The organism is Pigmentibacter ruber (genome assembly GCF_009792895.1).
Lineage (GTDB): Bacteria > Bdellovibrionota_B > Oligoflexia > Silvanigrellales > Silvanigrellaceae > Silvanigrella > Silvanigrella rubra.
The window spans coordinates 309240-325837 of sequence record NZ_WSSC01000005.1; the positions used below are offsets into that span (position 1 = coordinate 309240).

A 16598-nucleotide genomic window follows, 5' to 3' on the forward strand; every position below is an offset into this window, starting at 1 on the left:
TATGTTTGGGTACCAAAAAAAACTTCATACATTTGTAAATCTAGTTATTTCACCAAAAATATCATCTGTTGATAACATCTTACAAAAAGCAATGAATCGACAAAGGTCTTTATGGTGGATTTTCTTGCTTATTTTTAAACGCAATTTAATTTTTGCAGCATTTCTGCAAATTGCTTTAATTTCATTAGCTCTTTTAGCACCATTTGTTTTGAAAAATTACTTTGAACTATTTTTAGTGCCAACTTTTGCTGAGCTGAATAAAACTTTATTTTTAAGCTCATTAGGTATTTTTGCCTATTTTTTTATATTTATAACAATATTTTATATTAAGCAAAAATTATTTATTCAATGGAAAAGACAAATTGAATTTAATGCATTAGATATTTTTGCAAAAATTTGTTGTTATTCATTAAAAGAACAAAATAAAATCATGGTTAAAAAATTTAGTGATGAAGAAGGTCGTTTTTTTTCAGATAAATTCAAAGAATTTCCAAGAATTTATTCCAACTTATTTAGTATTCCTGCTTTGTTAGTAACTTTTATTTTTATTTATTCAATAATGCAAAAATTATTTTTTATTCCTATTATTATTTTATTATTTGTATTTGCTTTTCAAATTTCAAATAGAATTGTAATTCTTAGAGCTTTAAAAAAAGTTGCTTTTTTTATCCATGCTAGAAGCAATATTATTCAGAAAGTTTTTGTCTATGGAAACAGAGTGCATCTCTTAGCGCTTGAAAATTTTTTCATTAAAAAAGTAAATTTATTTCAAGAAAATTCTACTAATTTGATCAAAGGTATTTTAAATCGTCTTTCAGCTGCTGGCTTAATTCAGTATTTTTCTGGTTTTATAATTGCTATTCCAAGTATAACTATTTATCTTTTCGTAAATCAGACTTATTCTTTCTTGACAATTGCTTCTTTAATAACATTTTTTTCTTTAATTGATTATTTTTATGGAAACATATTAAATTTTGTCTCTAGAATTAAAGATTTTAAAAATACTTTGCAGCTTCTCTCATTACCAATTTACTTAGAAAACAAAAACTCTACTATTGGTAGAGAAAAAATATTAGATGTAAGTGAAGAAATTAATATTAAAACTGAAGTAAGCCAGAATAAATTAGCTTTTCATAAAGCGGCATTTATCGATGGTAATACTATTTGTTTATATAATATAAATTATGAACAACAAATTGGTAGTTTATCAGCAGTTATTGGACAAAAAAATTCAGGTAAGTCAGCTTTTTTAGCAGCTTGTACAGGTGATTTAAATATTATTAGTGGAGAGAAAAAATTAATTCAAAAAGTTGAAGTTCTACCTCATGAAACATTACTTTTTGATGGTACTTTAAGAGAAAATATAATACTAGATAGAGAATTTGAAGGTAGAAGATACGTTGATGTTATAAGAGCCTGTTCTTTGGAAAATGATTTTAATGCTTTAGATGACGGTGATGAAACTATTTTCGACACATTAGGAAACAAATTTCCTGAATATTTTTTAAGAAAAATTACTTTAGCGAGAACATTATACTCTAAAGCTGATTTATATATTTTTGATGAGCCGTTTATAGGTTTAACTTCAAATGAAGCCTCAGTCTTTTTTCATGAAGGAATTCAAAAAATATTATCTCATTCCAGCAGAATAATTGCTACTAACAAATTAGAATTTGCTGCTCTTTGCGATGAAATTCTAGTAATGAAAGAAGGGATGTTGATTGAAATTGGGACACATAAAAATTTATTAGAAAAATCTGGCCATTATGCAAGATTACACTATGCAGCAGCGGATTCACGTCAGTTTGGTTTGACTAGTGTTTATCAAAAAATAGGAGATAAAATCAGTTATCACAAGGCTGATACACCGACTGAATTTTATGACTTTAGTTACTTTAATAAAACTCAAGAAGTAAATTATATTCGCAAATTACTTTCTTCCAATAAGTTCTTTTTAAAATCTTATTTTAGTTCGCCTAGTACTTTACTAAATCTTTTTTATTTACTTGCATCCCAGATTTTTATGAGTCTGGCATTTTATACTTTATTTTCTTTAAATCTTAATTTAGTTATTTCTAGAAATATTCAAATATTTATATTTTTAATGTGTTCCATTTTTTCTTTAGTTTTCTTCTTTTACTATCAACTAAAAAACTCAAAAAACAATTTAGATTTTAGTAATAATCTTGAAAAGAAAGTTTATGAAGTTCTTATTAAAGAACATAAATTATCTGAAAATATTACGGCAAAATATTTAGAAAAATTTTCGAATGTAAAAGAAAACTTATTTCAGTCATTTTCATCTATTGTTGTTAGAATTTCATTTTTAATTGCAGGTTTGATTTTATTTTCAGTTAGTAATTTGACCTCATTGTTAGCTTTATTTTCATTTGGTATTTTTATAGCAGTATTTTTATTGATTAAAAAAGGAGCTTTTTTAAAATCTTATTTTGCCTTAAATAATGAAAAGAAAAATTTATCAAAAATTTTGTTTATCTATATTAGGTCATTAAAAACAAATAACTCATTTTATTTTAGAGAATTTATTTACAAAAAAATTCTTGGGAAAATTAATTTAGCAATTGATAAAAATTTAGAAAAAGACAATGTTTTGCTTTCTTTTTCACAATTCATTTGTATAGCGTTTCTCATGGTTGCAATGCTAAGTTCAATTTACTTTTCTATAAATATTAAACATATTAGTATTGATAAAGTTGTTTTATCTTTTTTAGGAATGTTATTTGTCTTTAAAGCCTTTATAAATGTTTCAATTGATGTCGGTACATATTTTCAAACAATTCCTGATTTCGAAGAACTTATTGATACGGCTAGTAGATTTAATAAATTAGAACAATATAAATTTTCAACATCTAATTACTGGCCTGAAAAAGCAAGTATTAGAATTATGGCGTTAAATGTTGTTGCTATAAAAGATTATCCGCAACCAATTATTAATTTAGATTTGTTTATTCCTAGTGGAATAAAATTTGGTTTTATTTTAGAAAAAGGGCAACATAAAATTTCAACTTTATATGCAAGTATCCTTCAATTTGTTCCATTTGAATCTGGTACAATTGTAGTTGATGATGAGGATATATTAAAACTTAATCCTTTTGATCTTAGAAGTAAATTTGCATATATATCAATGAATTCAATATTTCCTTTTTTGACTTTAAAGGAAAATTTAGATCCCGATGAAGTGTTTGATGATTCAGAAATTTGGTCGGTTTTAAATAGGGTGGGTGTAGCGCAGTCGATTGCAGTTTTAAGAAACGGATTAAATACCAAAATTGAAGACCTTCCAAAGCACATGCTTTGGTCTGGTGAAACAATTTTCTTTTCTATTGCTAAGGCTTTATTACAAAATAATAGAATTTTATTAATAGACAATATTATTTTAACCGAGGAATCGGAGTTAAGGCTTATAGAAATATTGTTAAGAGAATTTGCAACAGCAACCATATTACTTTCTGTACATTCAAAATCCAAATTGTTATCAATCTGTAATGAAGTAGGTCAATTTGAAAAGGGTATTTTAAGAAGAGTAAGTATTGATAAATTTGATTATAATCAGATGTTAAACCATCAAGTTATAAACGACTATATTTCGCAAAATTAAGATTTGGTAATTAAATTTTTTAATCTATTATTATTTATTACTAAATCTGCTAGAGTCTTTTGTTTTAGAGTATCTATGAATTTTTGCATTGCATCAGCTAACAAAGGTTTTAATAAACAGGGACCTAAAATTTTGCAACGTTTTTTTGTTGGGTCAAAACATTCTACTATATTGAAATGACTTTCTATTTTTTCAATTAATTCTCCAATATTAATTTCAGAGGGTGTTTTTGCAAGACGAAATCCACCACCTTTTCCGCGAATAGTATAAATGTAACCAAGTTCTCCCAATTTATGAATTATTCTTGTTAAATGATGGGCTGAAATTTCATAAAAATTAGCAATTTCTTCTATAGTAACAATTTTATCTTGATGATATGAAATGTAAATTAATACTCTTAAGGTATAGTCACTTTGTAAAGTTAATTGCAAAAAACTCTCCTTTAATACTTGAAAGAAAGTTTTTATAATCTAAAAATTTTGTCTTTTCAAATAAAATTCTAAATGGATTATATTATTTTAAAAGTTTTTGATTAAAGTAAGACTTTTATATTTTTTAATCTTTGTAAGGTTAACTGAAGATATGGATTTATTGAGCAAATAAATTTTGCCCCTTGCAAAAGATCTTTAAAGATGTATTATAAATACATCTTTAAAGATCTGCTTGTTTTTAGAGTACATCTGCGTAAAAGGAGAACATATGCCAAGTTATTATGAACAAGTTGGCGGAGAAGCTGCCATGGAGAAAGCTGTGCAAATTTTTTATCGTAAAATTCTTAGAGATCAGCATATAAAGCACTTTTTTACTGATATAGATATGAAATTGCAGATAAAAAAACAAAAAGCATTCTTCACATTACTGTTTGGTGGTCCAAACTTATATACTGGAAAAGACCTCACTACAGGTCATGCTCATTTAGTGAAAAGAGGCTTAAATGATTCACATTTTAATGCAGTCGCAACTCATTTAAAAGAAACACTTGAAGAACTTCAATTACCTTCAGAAATTACAGAAGACATAATGGCTAAAGCTGAAGCTGCTAGAGGTGCAATTCTAGGTCGAATTTGAAAGGTCAATTCATCATGCCAAGTATTAAATTTAATAGCAAGAATTATAATATTTCTCCTGACCAAAGCGTTCTTGATTTGTTGATTCTAAATAATGAAGAGGTGAATTATTTTTGCAAGAGTGGTTTATGCCAAAGTTGTATGATGGAATTTAATGAAGGAACTCCGCCTCAGAAAAGTCAAATGGGATTGTCAGAAGCTGATAAATTGCAAAAAAAATTTTTACCTTGTCTTTGTTTTCCAGAAGATGATATTTCAATAAAAAAATGTAATGAAGAAAATAAGAAATATCCTGCAAAAATTTTAGCAAAAGAAATAATAAATAATGAAATTATTATTTTGAAGTTAAAAAAACCAAATAATTATTCTTTTTATCCCGGACAATATTTAAATATTTATAAAGACAATAAATGTTTAAGAAGTTATTCTATTGCTAGTCTATGCGATGAGAAAAATGAAATTGAATTACATATTAAACATTTCTTTCAAGGTGAAATGTCTAATTGGATTTTTACACATTTAAAAGACGGTGATGAAATTAATATTTCACGAGCATTAGGAAATTGTTTTTTTACTCCTGAAGCTCGAAACAAACCTTTGCTTTTTTTAGGAGTAAGTACAGGAGTTGCTCCTTTATTAGGTATATGTAGGCAAGCTATTTCCGCTAATCACAATGAAAAAATACATTTCATTCAAGGAGGAAAAAATAAAAATTCTTTATATGCAGATGAATTTCTCCATAACTTAAAATTAATGCATAATAATTTTAGCTTATTTTCATGTTGCCTTGAAAATAATGAAAATAATAATATTTTAAAATATGTTGAAGAAAATTATTTAAATTTAGAAAATTGGAAAGTATATATCTGTGGTGACCCAAACTTTGTAGATTCTGCTAAAGAATTAGTTTTTTTACAGGGAGCACATTCTGACGACATTCATAGCGATTCTTTTCTTTTTATAAACAAGTAATTCTCAATTTATTTCTAAAATAAAAAATAAATTTATCAATCCTCTTCCCAAGTAGTGGTATAATATTTCGGAAAAGAGGATTTGCATTGGACATATCCTCCTAGGTATTCTGCTTGAATTCCTCTCCAAGGCTGTGCTTCTCCCCCATATCCAACGGCAGAATAATTATTGCCTTTCTTTAAATTATCATTTTTGCATTTTTCTTCTATTTTAGAACAAAATGCTAAGGCTTCAGCTTCATTCTGAAAGGTATGATCAACAATCGAATATTCGTGCGAAGTTTTAACATACATATATTTTGTATTCATTCCTAAACCAACATTGAATTTATTTTCTGAGGTATATCTGACAATACCCTTACTATAGATATAGATTCCACCAGAATAATTACCTAAAAAATTTGCATATAAAGCTAATTCATTTGTATTGTCTTCTTTTGCATATGCCCAATTTGTTGAAATACATTTTTGAAAAATAAGACCTCCAGAGCAATAGTTGTCATATGCTGATACTGCTATTGAAGAATTGCTTACACAATATAAATATGACCAATTACGTGCTGATATGGATTTTATTGTTAATAAAGAAATGATAGTAACTAAAATTTTAGGAGATATCTTTTCCATTTATGACCTCACAAGAATGTTGTTGATAAAAAAAAGAAAAATTATAAATACATTTGTTTTTTATTATAAATAATAATAAATGTAAAATATTTTAAAAAATTATTGTCTATTTCTGAATACTAAAAAAGAGCATTAGTTTTAACAGTATGTAAAAAATAATGATTTTTTAAATTTGTAGTTTTTAATTTTTCTTTAATTTATTTAAATTTAATTAAAATTTATCTGCGTTTTATTTGCTAAACTATTTTAAGATGAAAATAATTTTCATCTTAAAAAAGCATAATTAAATAAGCTAAAAATGTTTTTAAAAATAATAAAGCAAATAATAATTTTAAATTATTGAATATACTAGATTTAAATACTTTCAAAAATGGCACATTAATTGCTGCAATATAAAGGCATTATAAGTTTACTTATTTTGCGTATTTTACTTTTTCTTTATATGAAGAGGGATATATGACAATAAATGTAATATCTTGGGCATATAGTCAAGAATCAATTTCTGATATTCTTTTACAAAAAACCAATTGTGGACATGCAGCATTTGAGATTTTGATGAATTCAAAAAGTTATAAAGAATTAATAAAAAAAAATCAAATTTTTAGTGATGTTTATAAAAAAACTAGCTATGTAGATAGTAAATTATCTGATATTTTAGCAAAATATAGTAAGTATAAAAAAGTAATTCTTAAAATGATTGATAATTGGAATGCTTCTCTTGTTTCTAAGTTACCTAAAGATATTGTAAGTGATTGCTATAAATTGTATGAATTAAATGTTTTTATAAAAAGATACAATATGATTTTGCCAAAAAGAATTTATCATGGTAAAGAGAAATATATTAGTTTTTATTTTAGTTTTTGGCCTGGATCATATATTCAAGAAGCAACATTAGAAACTACCCAACAAAAAAATATAGTTATGAAATATCAAAGTAAAGATGAATTACGTGTAATTCGCTCTAATGCTAACAACTCTATTCAAGAAGATATGGATGATGAGGCTGATGGAGTTGATATTGCAAAGTTATTTTCAGATTTAAAAATCAATAATCTTGAATTGATATCAACAATTCCAAGAGATCCAAATTCCGATAATTCTTGGGACAAAAAGGAGAAAATGGTTTATAAAGTAAAATCAGGTGCTTTAAAAGGAACATTAGTAACCTCTGCAACATATCTTGAATATCAAAGTTTAAAAGATTATTTTTTAGGAAAAAGAAAATTTTCCCATCGTTTTTTATTTTTGAATCAAGATGGAGATGTTAATGATGCTTTAATTCCAAAAGTTTCTACAGATGAACTTAAGGTAATTAATAAATTAGAATCATGTATTCAATCAATTATAAATGATTTAAGATTTTTAAATCATTCACAAGACAGGACTAATGCAAGAAAATTAAGAGAATTAAAAAATATTTTACTTGATGAAAAAAATTCTTTGACGAAAATTTTGGATTCTAATAAGTTAACACAAGGATTACCTCCTTCACATATCATTTCTTTACCTTCAAAAGGTTTAGAAGGCTTTGGATTGGATGAAGAAAGAATTATTGAGATTTGGTTAAAAGATATCGTTCCTTGTGGCTATTCTTATAACAGTACAAACTGTTCTTGGGCGGTGATGCGCGCTTTGTCACAGGAAACAGAACATTTTAAATCTACCCCTTTAAAACGTTATTTCACTCCAATCACTCCAAGAGAAGTTGTTGATTACTTTTCTGAAGTTCAAGATTGTATGTTTAAAAAATATTCACAACAAATAACTAATCTAAATAGAAATTCTCTTATCCCAGAAAAAAAACTTTGGACTCTTGATGAATTCAAAAAGAATACTCCTGGCACAGGAGTGTTAGGTCTTTTTAAAGAAGCGAATAGATACTCAAGCAGTAATATCAAAGAGATTGAAGATTTAATTGTTAGTTATCAACGTATTGCAAATCATGAAATCAAATGGCGTTTAAAATATTTGAATCAAATGGCAGATAGGCTTTCAATTTGGTTTGAAGATAAATTTGATCAAATTGTTAATAAAAAAAGTACTCGATATAATGGAATGAAAAATCTTCTTAATCAGATTGCTATTGAGCGAGAAAAGCTTGTTGAATATTTATTATATACATTTTAATTTATTGTTTCTCTGCTCATAATTTATTTCTAGCACCAAATATTGCAGTTCCAATTCTTAACATATTACTTCCACACTCAAGAGCTTCTTCATAATCAGAAGACATTCCTAATGAAAGAATTGGCTGCAAATTATTTGAGTCAGTTTCATTCCATAAGGTTTTCGCATTTTGAATAAAAGAATAGTAAAGATCTTTTCTTTTGCTTGTTTCCGCGTTGAGAGGTCCAATTCCCATGAAACCTGCAAATGATATTTTAGAACTTTTGCAAATATAATCACGTAATATTTGAGCTTGTTCAATTGATATCCCTGATTTATTTTGATCATTTTTATCAACTTGAAGTTGAATTAATACTTTTAATTTTTTCTCAAACTTTCCTTTTTTTTCTATTTCCTTTGCAAGTTCAACGCTATCAAGTGATTGAAGGCAATATACTTTGTCTGTTAAATATTTTGCTTTATTTTTCTGCAAATTGCCAATAATATGCCAGTTTAAATTTGGTAAGTTATCTTGAAAAAAATTTACTTTTTCTTGCCATTCTTGGATATAATTTTCTCCAAAATCAATTTGTCCATATGAATAAGCAGTATTAATTTTTTCATACTCTTGATATTTGCTGACAGCAACAATTGTTATATCACTAAAGTTTCTTTTGTATTTTATAGATAATTCATAAATATTTTTTTTAATATTATTTAAATTACATTCTATGTAATTATTCATACAATTTCATCCTCACAAATTACTTTATTGAAAAGGTTTAATATTTGCATAATTTGCGAGATCCATTAAAACTTCAGCAAGAGGCAATCCTATAACATTTGTGTAACTCCCATTTACATTTGTGACAAATCCCATTGCTTTTCCTTGAATACCATAACCGCCAGCTTTATCAAATGGTTCTTTACTCGCAATATAGGCGTTTATTTCCTCATTTGATATTTTTCGAAAGGTAACAATAGTTTCGATGACTCTAGAGATTAATTCAGCTCCATTTTGCAGTAATGTGTATCCTGTATATACTAAATGTGAATCATTTGATAACAATTGCAGCATATTTTGTGCATGTTCCTCTGAAAGAGGTTTTTCTAAAATGACATCATTTTTTGTTACAACAATTGTATCCGCACTTAGAATAATAGCATTTTCTTGCTGCGAGAAGTTTTTATAAACAGCAACCGCTTTTTCAAAAGCATTTCTTTTAACATAGTCTTTCCCTGATTCATTTTTCTTTGGAGCTTCATCAATATTAGCAGGAATTACTGAAAATTCTATTCCACTTATCCCTAACATCTCTTTTCTTCTTGGTGATCCACTGGCTAAAATTAATTTATTTTTTTGTTTGCTATTCATAAAAACCGCCAAATCCTTAACTCTAAAAAAAATACAGACGCAGTTAATGCGATTAAAATACCTAGTAAGTCATACCTCATTTATCAAAATTAACGTACTTTTTTTGGGGGATAGTGTGTTTTTCCTAAAATGCATACCTGCGCTTTGTTCGCCAGAACAGTCTGATTCAAACTTAGCTGAAGAGTTGAAGAACGAAGCAACCGAATTATACGAACGTTTGGCAACCTTATGCCAAGGATTTCAAGAGCATTTAATTGCGAATGAAGATGTCCCGCTTGAAGAAAGTCAAGAATTATTTAGGACACTGCATACTCTGAAAGGTTTGTCGCAAATGGCAAATCTTGCAGAGATGGTTGCTATGGCACATGCAGTGGAAGATTATATTGAATTTGTTCGTTCAGAAAAAGTTAAATTAACAAAAGAAATAATTGAATTAGTTTCAGATGCACAAAATGTTTTTGAACAAGTTTACAAAGCCTATCCTAAGCCCATCGATCCTGATGTGTTGATGGAGGCAGACAGACTTGTGCATGAGTTTCATGCTAAATCTGATATTGTGAAAAATGGTGGAACACCAGCTGCCTCTAATGCTCCAGCTGCAGAAAGTTCTGCACCAAGTTCAGATTCATCTGGTGGAGCTTTTTCTGCAGAAGAAAATGTGGCATTTCAAAAGTTTTCTACAAGAAGTGAAAAGGTATTTGCAGTCCACTTAAAGGATGGAAGTTATAAATCTGTAGAAGAACTTAAATCAGGAAAACATGCAGATAACATTTCTAGAGTTGGTGACTTCATTGCATATCGGGTTTCTGGAGAGCACTCACTCATTGTATTTGCAGCTGAACTTGAAGCCGGAACTTTGAAAGGCGTTGTTGAAGCAGATGTTGTTGACTTAGATAAAAAAGATCCAAGTTGTTTAAAAAAGTTAGGCCCACCATGGGATTCGCTTGTTTTTGCTGGAGGAGGTGAAGCAGCTTCGGGCGAAGCACCAAAAGCCGCTGCCGCCCAAGAAGCAGCACCTGCTCCAGCAGCCGCCGCGCCTGCGGCTGGAGGACATGGAGGTGGTGATGAAGAAGAACCAGAAGAAGATTTTGATACAAAAAATCTTGCTGGTGGAGATGGTTTTGAAAAACCAGACCTTGATCCTGAAATGTTGCAAGATTTCTTATCTAATGCGGACGAACTTATTGAAAATTTGAGCAACTCAATGCTTGAGTTGGAAGGAAATCCTGAAAGCAAAGACGCTGTTGAAAGTATTTTTAGAAGTGCACATACCATTAAAGGTACTTCTGGAATGTTTGGGTTTCGCGCAATAGAAAAACTAACGCATAAAATGGAGAATTTATTTGATAGAATTCGTAAAGGAACATTAAAAGTATCTCCAGCTTTAATGGATGGTTTATTTTTTGGATTGGATAGAATTCGTATCATGTTTGAATCCATTAAAAAAAATCAATCATCAGAAATGCCTATTAACGATGCTCTATCAAAATTAAGACTTGCTGTTTTAGGGACAGGAGGAGCTCCAGCCAAAAAAGCAGAGGGAGGAACTCCAGCCGCACCTGCAGCACCTGCAGCACCCGCTGCACCTGCCGCACCCGCTGCACCTGCTGCACCCGCTGCACCTGCTGCACCCGCTGCACCTGCTGCACCCGCTGCACCTGTTGCTGCAAAGCCAGCAGGAGATAAAGATAAAAAGAAACCAGAAGAGAAAAAAGCTGATGAAGCAGGCGGAACAATTCGTGTTGACTTAAAGCGCCTTGACAGTCTTGTTAATTTAGTGGGTGAGTTGGTTATTGATAGAACACGCTTTGCACGAATAGAAGAAGAACTACGTGGAAATGGAAATAGCGAGTTAGGACATTCGATGAGTGAAAGTGTTTTGCTCTTTGGCAGACACATGAATGAAGTTCAAAGTATTATTATGAAAATCCGAATGGTTCCAGTTGGAAACGCATTTTATAAATTTACAAGAGTTGTACGTGATTTGTGTAGACAACTTGGAAAAGAAATGGATTTACATATTATTGGTGGTGAAACAGAACTAGATAAAACTTTAGTTGAAGAAATTGGAGATCCTCTTGTCCACTTAATTAGAAATAGTGTGGATCATGGTGTTGAAATGCCTGATGTTAGAGAACAAGTAGGAAAGCCAAGAAAAGGCAATATTCATTTAAAAGCAAGTCAAGACGGAAATATGATAGTAATTACTATCCAAGATGATGGCAAAGGATTACAAATTGATAAAATAAGAAATAAAGCAATTGAAAGAGGTATTATTAAAGAAACTGATCATTTGACTAATAAAGAAATATTTTCTTTAATTTTTGAATCAGGATTTTCTACTGCCGAAAAAGTAACAAATATTTCTGGACGTGGCGTTGGAATGGACGTTGTTAAAAAAAGTATTGTGAAGTTAAAAGGAATTATTGAATTAGACAGCGAACTTGGAAAAGGAACAACAACAACAATAAAATTACCATTAACTTTAGCAATAATTCCAAGTCTTATGGTTGAAACCAAAGGTGAAAGCTATGCTATTCCTCTGGTAAATGTTATTGAAAGTATAAGAATTAGGCCAGAAGAAGTGCAAAAAATGGGAAGTGCAGATTTTGTTAAATTAAGAGATCGGGTTCTACCATTGCTAAAACTTGCAGATGTTTTTGATCTGCACGCAATGAATGACTTAATGTGGTATTCTGTAGCAGATATTCAACGAATAAAACACCATAATGATGGTGAAAATAATGAGAAACAAAATGAAGAAAAAACTGTTGAAGTAAAGCAGTCTAATTCAAATCAAAGTTTTTCTTTCAGAATGAGACATTCAAAACCAAGAATAATATTTGTTGTTGTTGGTGTTGGTGAAAAAAGAGTTGGAGTGGTTGTAGATCAACTACAAGGTCAACAGGAAATTGTAATTAAATCTTTAGGCCGACTTATGGGTAAACGGCGCGGAGTTGCTGGTGGATGTGTTTTAGGTAACGGAAGAGTAGCTTTAGTATTAGATGTTGGCGAAATAATAGACGACTTCTCACAAACTAAAACGGGGTACCAAAATCGTGCTGCAGTTGCAAGTTAAAAAATTTGTTTCTTTTTCAAGTGATGCTGCTGGCGCTCAACAAGTGCAATTGCCTTATCAAGACGATACGGCATCAGGATATATTAATGATGTTACCGATGAAGGAGTTGTACAAACCCCAGGTGTTCAATACATTGGATTTAAATTGCACAAAGAAGAGTTTCTGTTACCTATGTCGTTGGTAAGAGAAATTATCATGTTAACTACAATAACATTTGTACCTGGTGCTAAATTTATGATGGAAGGAATCATTGCTTTACGCGGTGAAATTATGCCAGTTTTAAATTTAAGAAGATTTTTGAAATTTGAAAGAGGAAAAGCAGATTCTACAACAAGAGTAATTATTTTGCATTGTGACTATGGTGGTTTTGGCGTTATTGTTGATGATATAACTGAATTCGTTCGTCTTCAACCCTCTGAAATAGAATCCATACCGCAAAATTTCTTTCCTGCTGAATATAAAATTTTGGCCGGAGTTTCTAGAGTAGGAGATAGAATTAGAGGGATTATTGATTTAGATAAAATAGTAGCAGAGTTAACATTTGACTTAAAAGAGGAAACAGAAAATGAAGATGAACAACCTGCTGCTGATCACTAGCTTATTCTTAATTTTTAGTTGTGAAAAAAAAACAAGATTAGTTGATATAAAATTATTAATACTTACACCAAAAACTTATTATGAAATTCCAGTTATATTAAGTGGAAAAATATTTGAAGTTGGACCTGGTGGGCTATGGTTTGTATTAGAAGACAAAACAGGTTATATTCAAGTCACAACTGAAAATATAACTGCTTATTTACCTTGTATGCAAAAAGGTAAAGAGGTTGCGATTATAGGAAAGTTAAAGCAGTTTAAAGTACATAAATATTTTTCAATACAAACTATGCTGAGGTGTGATAATTGAAATTCCTTGTTTTTTTATTTTTAATACTATTTATTAATTCATGTAACAAAAATTCATCATCTGAAGATAAAAAATATTTTATTTTTTTAGGTAATCCTAATAAAAATGTGACAATTTATAAAGTTAATAATAGTAATAATAAAAAAATATATTATCCACTTATGCGGATTACTACAAATACAAAAACTTTGCTTCCAGTAGGAATTTACGCCCTTGCAAATGAATGCAGTTCTTATGAGTTTAATCACGATGGGACTAAAGATCAAAAAATAGTAATGAGTAAAGTTAGTTTGGTATTTAATAGTAAAAACAATAATCAGTTAGAAAATACTCTAAGCAATACGTTTAATAGTTATTGTATTGATCCTTTAAATAAACAAGAGCATTGGTTTGTAAATAAAAGTGATTTTGATATTTTACCTGGGAAAAATATACTTTCAATTTCAGGAAGAAATGTAGAGTTTAATTTAGATCCTCTCATTTATTCTGAAAAAAAAGTGCAGTTATGGCCTCTTACTTTATCTTCACCAATAAATACAGATTCTAGTAAATTTTTTTCTTATCCACTAGATTTATCTACCCAAGAAAAAAAATTTGTTATTTCATCTCCTGTTAATGGAACAATTTGGTTACAAAGTGGCAGATATCAGATAGAAGTAAATGGTAGTAATAAGATAATTCAAATTAAAGATTTTTCTAATTTTGATATAAAGCTTGGTGTAATGCGAATTGTTTCTCCACGATTTTTCCCAATTGAGGAGCGCTTAAAAGCAGGTGGTCAACCAATATTTGCATATATAAATGAAAAAGTATTATTTAGATTAAATACAGATTATCCAGTATTTCCAGGAAACTATCGTGTGACTTTAGAAGGAACAGAAATTGAAAAATATGTAGATGTATCGGAAAATCAAATTACAGAAGTAAAAACTCGCGGTGCGCAAATCAATTCTCCTATTTGCCCAGATAAATATGAAAAATGTAAATTACCCCCAAGAATAACTATACATGCGAATAGAATGCCCTTTGTTTTAATGACAGTAATGCCAGATATGCCATTTTTAGTTTTTGATCAAAAATATGAATATGGAGTTGAAGGAATTAAAGGTATTTTTAAAAACTTAGTAACATCAGATGATTCTATAAGAATTGATAAATTAAGTAGAGTGAAGCTAAAATGGGAAATAAAATATACTTCTGGGAATACAAAAACAGATTTTGTGCGCTTTGAAGCGAAAAGTCCAAATGTATATGGAAAATCTATAGATTTAATGTACTTCAAACCTGATGAAGTTTATTTACCAGATGGGGATTTTTGGCTAACATATTTCGTTGGCGATCAAAATTTGATCCTTCCAAAAACACGTATTGATCTTTTACTATCAGGTGGCATAACTAAAGAAGTTGTTGTACCTATCTTTACCCAAAAAATTTCAGATGGGCAATTATCTGATAAAGTTAAAGATAATAAAACAGTCACCACTAAGGCAACTTTATCTCCTATTAAAGATTAAATTTTTTAAAGAAGATCATTATCGCTTTTTTCTTAAATAAATTTAGAGGAAATATGAATTTCGAGTCTCTATTATCTGAAATGTTTTCAAAAGTAATTTTTCAACTCTATAAAGAGTACGATTATATTTGCTATTTATATAAAATTAAATTGACTAAACCAATGATAACAATTGAAGACTTATCTTCTGAATGGGGGAGTTGGAATCCCACTTTTAAAACAATTCGATTGTCACGAAAATTAATTACTGATTATCCATGGCATGTTGTTATTCAAGTTTTAAAACATGAAATGGCACACCAAATAGTAACTCAACTATATCAGTCAGATTCAGGGCATGATCAATTATTTCAACAAGCATGTGAGACAATTGCAGTTCTTCCAAAGTTTAGAAAAGCAAAGTTAAATTTAGATGACTTAACAGCAAAAGAAGATTTTCCTAATTTAAATTCAGAAGATCAAGTTATGCTAAGAAAAGTTGAAAAACTTTTAAATTTAGCACAGTCAGCCAATGAACATGAAGCTTATTTAGCTATGCAAAAAGTGCAAGAAATATATCAAAAATATAATATAGAAAATATTCAGAAAAAAAATAATGAACATTACGAAAGTTTATTTATAAATTTTAACAGAAAAGTGTTGCCAAGTACTTATCAATTTATTTTTGCTCTTATTCAAAACCATTTTTTTGTGAATATTATTTATGGTGAAATGTATGATTACTTAAATCAAGAGTCTTATAAATCTGTTGAAATAATTGGAAAAAAAAGTAACATAAAAATGGCAGAATATGTTTTTTATTTTTTAAAGGATAAAATTGAAAAACTTTGGCTTGAATATCAGAAAAATGGAAATATATCTGTTAAATATAAATTATCTTTTCAAAAAGGTGTAATTGAAGGTTTTCATTCTAAATTAGATAAACAAATTAAGAAAAATGAACAAAATATAAAGCAAAATGTTGATAGTGAAGAGGTTAATTTACCAATGCTACTTAAAGAAGAGCAGACTTACTTAAATAATTATACCAAAAAATTGTATCCAAAATTGAGCACAAAATCATCGAGCAGTGGAAGTGTTTATTCTGATTTTTATTCCGATGGAAAAACAGCTGGAAAAAAAATTATCCTTAATAAACCTATTGCTGAAGAAAAATCACGTGTGTCTTATTTGCCAGGTAAAATTTAGAAAAATGGGTGCCAATTATTCCTCATACAACAAGGGTATTTTTTCTTCTTTAATATGAATAGGGTATTTTGTTTGTAATAAATTTTTGTAATCTTCTTCAGTTGTCACTTTACCCAAAAACATATTAAATGCTAACAAGTCATTGGGA

Annotated in this window: 13 protein-coding genes; 9 read left to right on the plus strand and 4 right to left on the minus strand. The window is 29.0% G+C overall.

The window, feature by feature from the left end; all coding sequences use genetic code 11:
• The first annotated feature begins 1 nt into the window (after position 1).
• Positions 2-3619, plus strand: coding sequence for an ATP-binding cassette domain-containing protein (locus GOY08_RS15040; RefSeq protein ID WP_158999749.1), 3618 nt, complete (start codon positions 2-4; stop codon positions 3617-3619).
• Here GOY08_RS15040 and GOY08_RS15045 read toward each other — a convergent pair.
• Positions 3616-4050: an RrF2 family transcriptional regulator gene (locus tag GOY08_RS15045; protein WP_158999750.1), complete on the minus strand. Its 435-nt coding sequence runs from the start codon at positions 4048-4050 to the stop codon at positions 3616-3618. The two genes, GOY08_RS15040 and GOY08_RS15045, sit on opposite strands and share 4 nt — an antisense overlap.
• A gap of 268 nt (positions 4051-4318) precedes the next feature.
• On the opposite strand from GOY08_RS15045, the gene GOY08_RS15050 reads away from it, so the two are divergent.
• Positions 4319-4687, plus strand: coding sequence for a group I truncated hemoglobin (locus GOY08_RS15050; protein WP_158999751.1), 369 nt, complete (start codon positions 4319-4321; stop codon positions 4685-4687).
• Positions 4688-4701: 14 nt separating this feature from the next.
• The gene (locus GOY08_RS15055; RefSeq protein ID WP_158999752.1) at positions 4702-5658 is read left to right on the plus strand and encodes a 2Fe-2S iron-sulfur cluster binding domain-containing protein; all 957 of its coding nucleotides are present in this window, start codon (positions 4702-4704) and stop codon (positions 5656-5658) included.
• A 35-nt stretch (positions 5659-5693) separates the two neighbouring features.
• On the opposite strand, the gene GOY08_RS15060 is transcribed toward GOY08_RS15055, so the two are convergent.
• Entirely contained in the window at positions 5694-6284 is a 591-nt protein-coding gene (locus GOY08_RS15060; RefSeq protein WP_158999753.1) for a hypothetical protein, read from the minus strand.
• A 456-nt stretch (positions 6285-6740) separates the two neighbouring features.
• Between GOY08_RS15060 and GOY08_RS15065 the strand changes: the two genes are divergently transcribed.
• Complete coding sequence (locus GOY08_RS15065) at positions 6741-8411, plus strand: hypothetical protein (protein ID WP_158999754.1); 1671 nt, start codon at positions 6741-6743, stop codon at positions 8409-8411.
• Positions 8412-8427: 16 nt separating this feature from the next.
• On the opposite strand, the gene GOY08_RS15070 is transcribed toward GOY08_RS15065, so the two are convergent.
• Both GOY08_RS15070 and GOY08_RS15075 read right to left on the minus strand, forming a co-directional pair.
• Positions 8428-9135 (minus strand): YggS family pyridoxal phosphate-dependent enzyme, encoded by a 708-nt coding sequence (locus GOY08_RS15070; RefSeq protein ID WP_158999755.1) that lies wholly within the window; start codon positions 9133-9135, stop codon positions 8428-8430.
• 24 nt (positions 9136-9159) lie between these two features.
• Positions 9160-9765, minus strand: coding sequence for a Maf family protein (locus tag GOY08_RS15075; RefSeq protein WP_158999756.1), 606 nt, complete (start codon positions 9763-9765; stop codon positions 9160-9162).
• A 115-nt stretch (positions 9766-9880) separates the two neighbouring features.
• Between GOY08_RS15075 and GOY08_RS15080 the strand changes: the two genes are divergently transcribed.
• Genes GOY08_RS15080 through GOY08_RS15100 form a run of 5 tightly spaced genes read left to right on the plus strand, consistent with a single transcriptional unit; the run spans position 9881 to position 16450 of the window.
• Entirely contained in the window at positions 9881-12844 is a 2964-nt protein-coding gene (locus GOY08_RS15080) for a chemotaxis protein CheA (protein WP_158999757.1), read from the plus strand.
• On the plus strand, positions 12825-13442 hold the full coding sequence (locus tag GOY08_RS15085; RefSeq protein ID WP_158999758.1) for a chemotaxis protein CheW: 618 nt from the start codon (positions 12825-12827) through the stop codon (positions 13440-13442). The genes GOY08_RS15080 and GOY08_RS15085 overlap by 20 nt, the downstream gene beginning before the upstream one ends.
• Positions 13411-13749, plus strand: a complete 339-nt coding sequence (locus GOY08_RS15090; protein ID WP_158999759.1) for an OB-fold nucleic acid binding domain-containing protein — start codon at positions 13411-13413, stop codon at positions 13747-13749. The genes GOY08_RS15085 and GOY08_RS15090 overlap by 32 nt, the downstream gene beginning before the upstream one ends.
• Positions 13746-15263: a hypothetical protein gene (locus GOY08_RS15095; protein ID WP_158999760.1), complete on the plus strand. Its 1518-nt coding sequence runs from the start codon at positions 13746-13748 to the stop codon at positions 15261-15263. The genes GOY08_RS15090 and GOY08_RS15095 overlap by 4 nt, the downstream gene beginning before the upstream one ends.
• Before the next feature lie 53 nt (positions 15264-15316).
• The gene (locus GOY08_RS15100) at positions 15317-16450 is read left to right on the plus strand and encodes a DUF2786 domain-containing protein (protein ID WP_158999761.1); all 1134 of its coding nucleotides are present in this window, start codon (positions 15317-15319) and stop codon (positions 16448-16450) included.
• Positions 16451-16598: the final 148 nt, after the last annotated feature.

Bases quoted from the DNA above. Each gene is read 5' to 3' on its own strand.
- GOY08_RS15040 (WP_158999749.1), top strand. From the start codon at position 2: ATGTTTGGGTACCAAAAAAAACTTCATACATTTGTAAATCTAGTTATT.
- GOY08_RS15050 (WP_158999751.1), top strand. From the start codon at position 4,319: ATGCCAAGTTATTATGAACAAGTTGGCGGAGAAGCTGCCATGGAGAAA.
- GOY08_RS15055 (WP_158999752.1), top strand. From the start codon at position 4,702: ATGCCAAGTATTAAATTTAATAGCAAGAATTATAATATTTCTCCTGAC.
- GOY08_RS15060 (WP_158999753.1), bottom strand. From the start codon at position 6,284: ATGGAAAAGATATCTCCTAAAATTTTAGTTACTATCATTTCTTTATTA.
- GOY08_RS15065 (WP_158999754.1), top strand. From the start codon at position 6,741: ATGACAATAAATGTAATATCTTGGGCATATAGTCAAGAATCAATTTCT.
- GOY08_RS15070 (WP_158999755.1), bottom strand. From the start codon at position 9,135: ATGAATAATTACATAGAATGTAATTTAAATAATATTAAAAAAAATATT.
- GOY08_RS15075 (WP_158999756.1), bottom strand. From the start codon at position 9,765: ATGAATAGCAAACAAAAAAATAAATTAATTTTAGCCAGTGGATCACCA.
- GOY08_RS15090 (WP_158999759.1), top strand. From the start codon at position 13,411: ATGAAGATGAACAACCTGCTGCTGATCACTAGCTTATTCTTAATTTTT.
- GOY08_RS15100 (WP_158999761.1), top strand. From the start codon at position 15,317: ATGAATTTCGAGTCTCTATTATCTGAAATGTTTTCAAAAGTAATTTTT.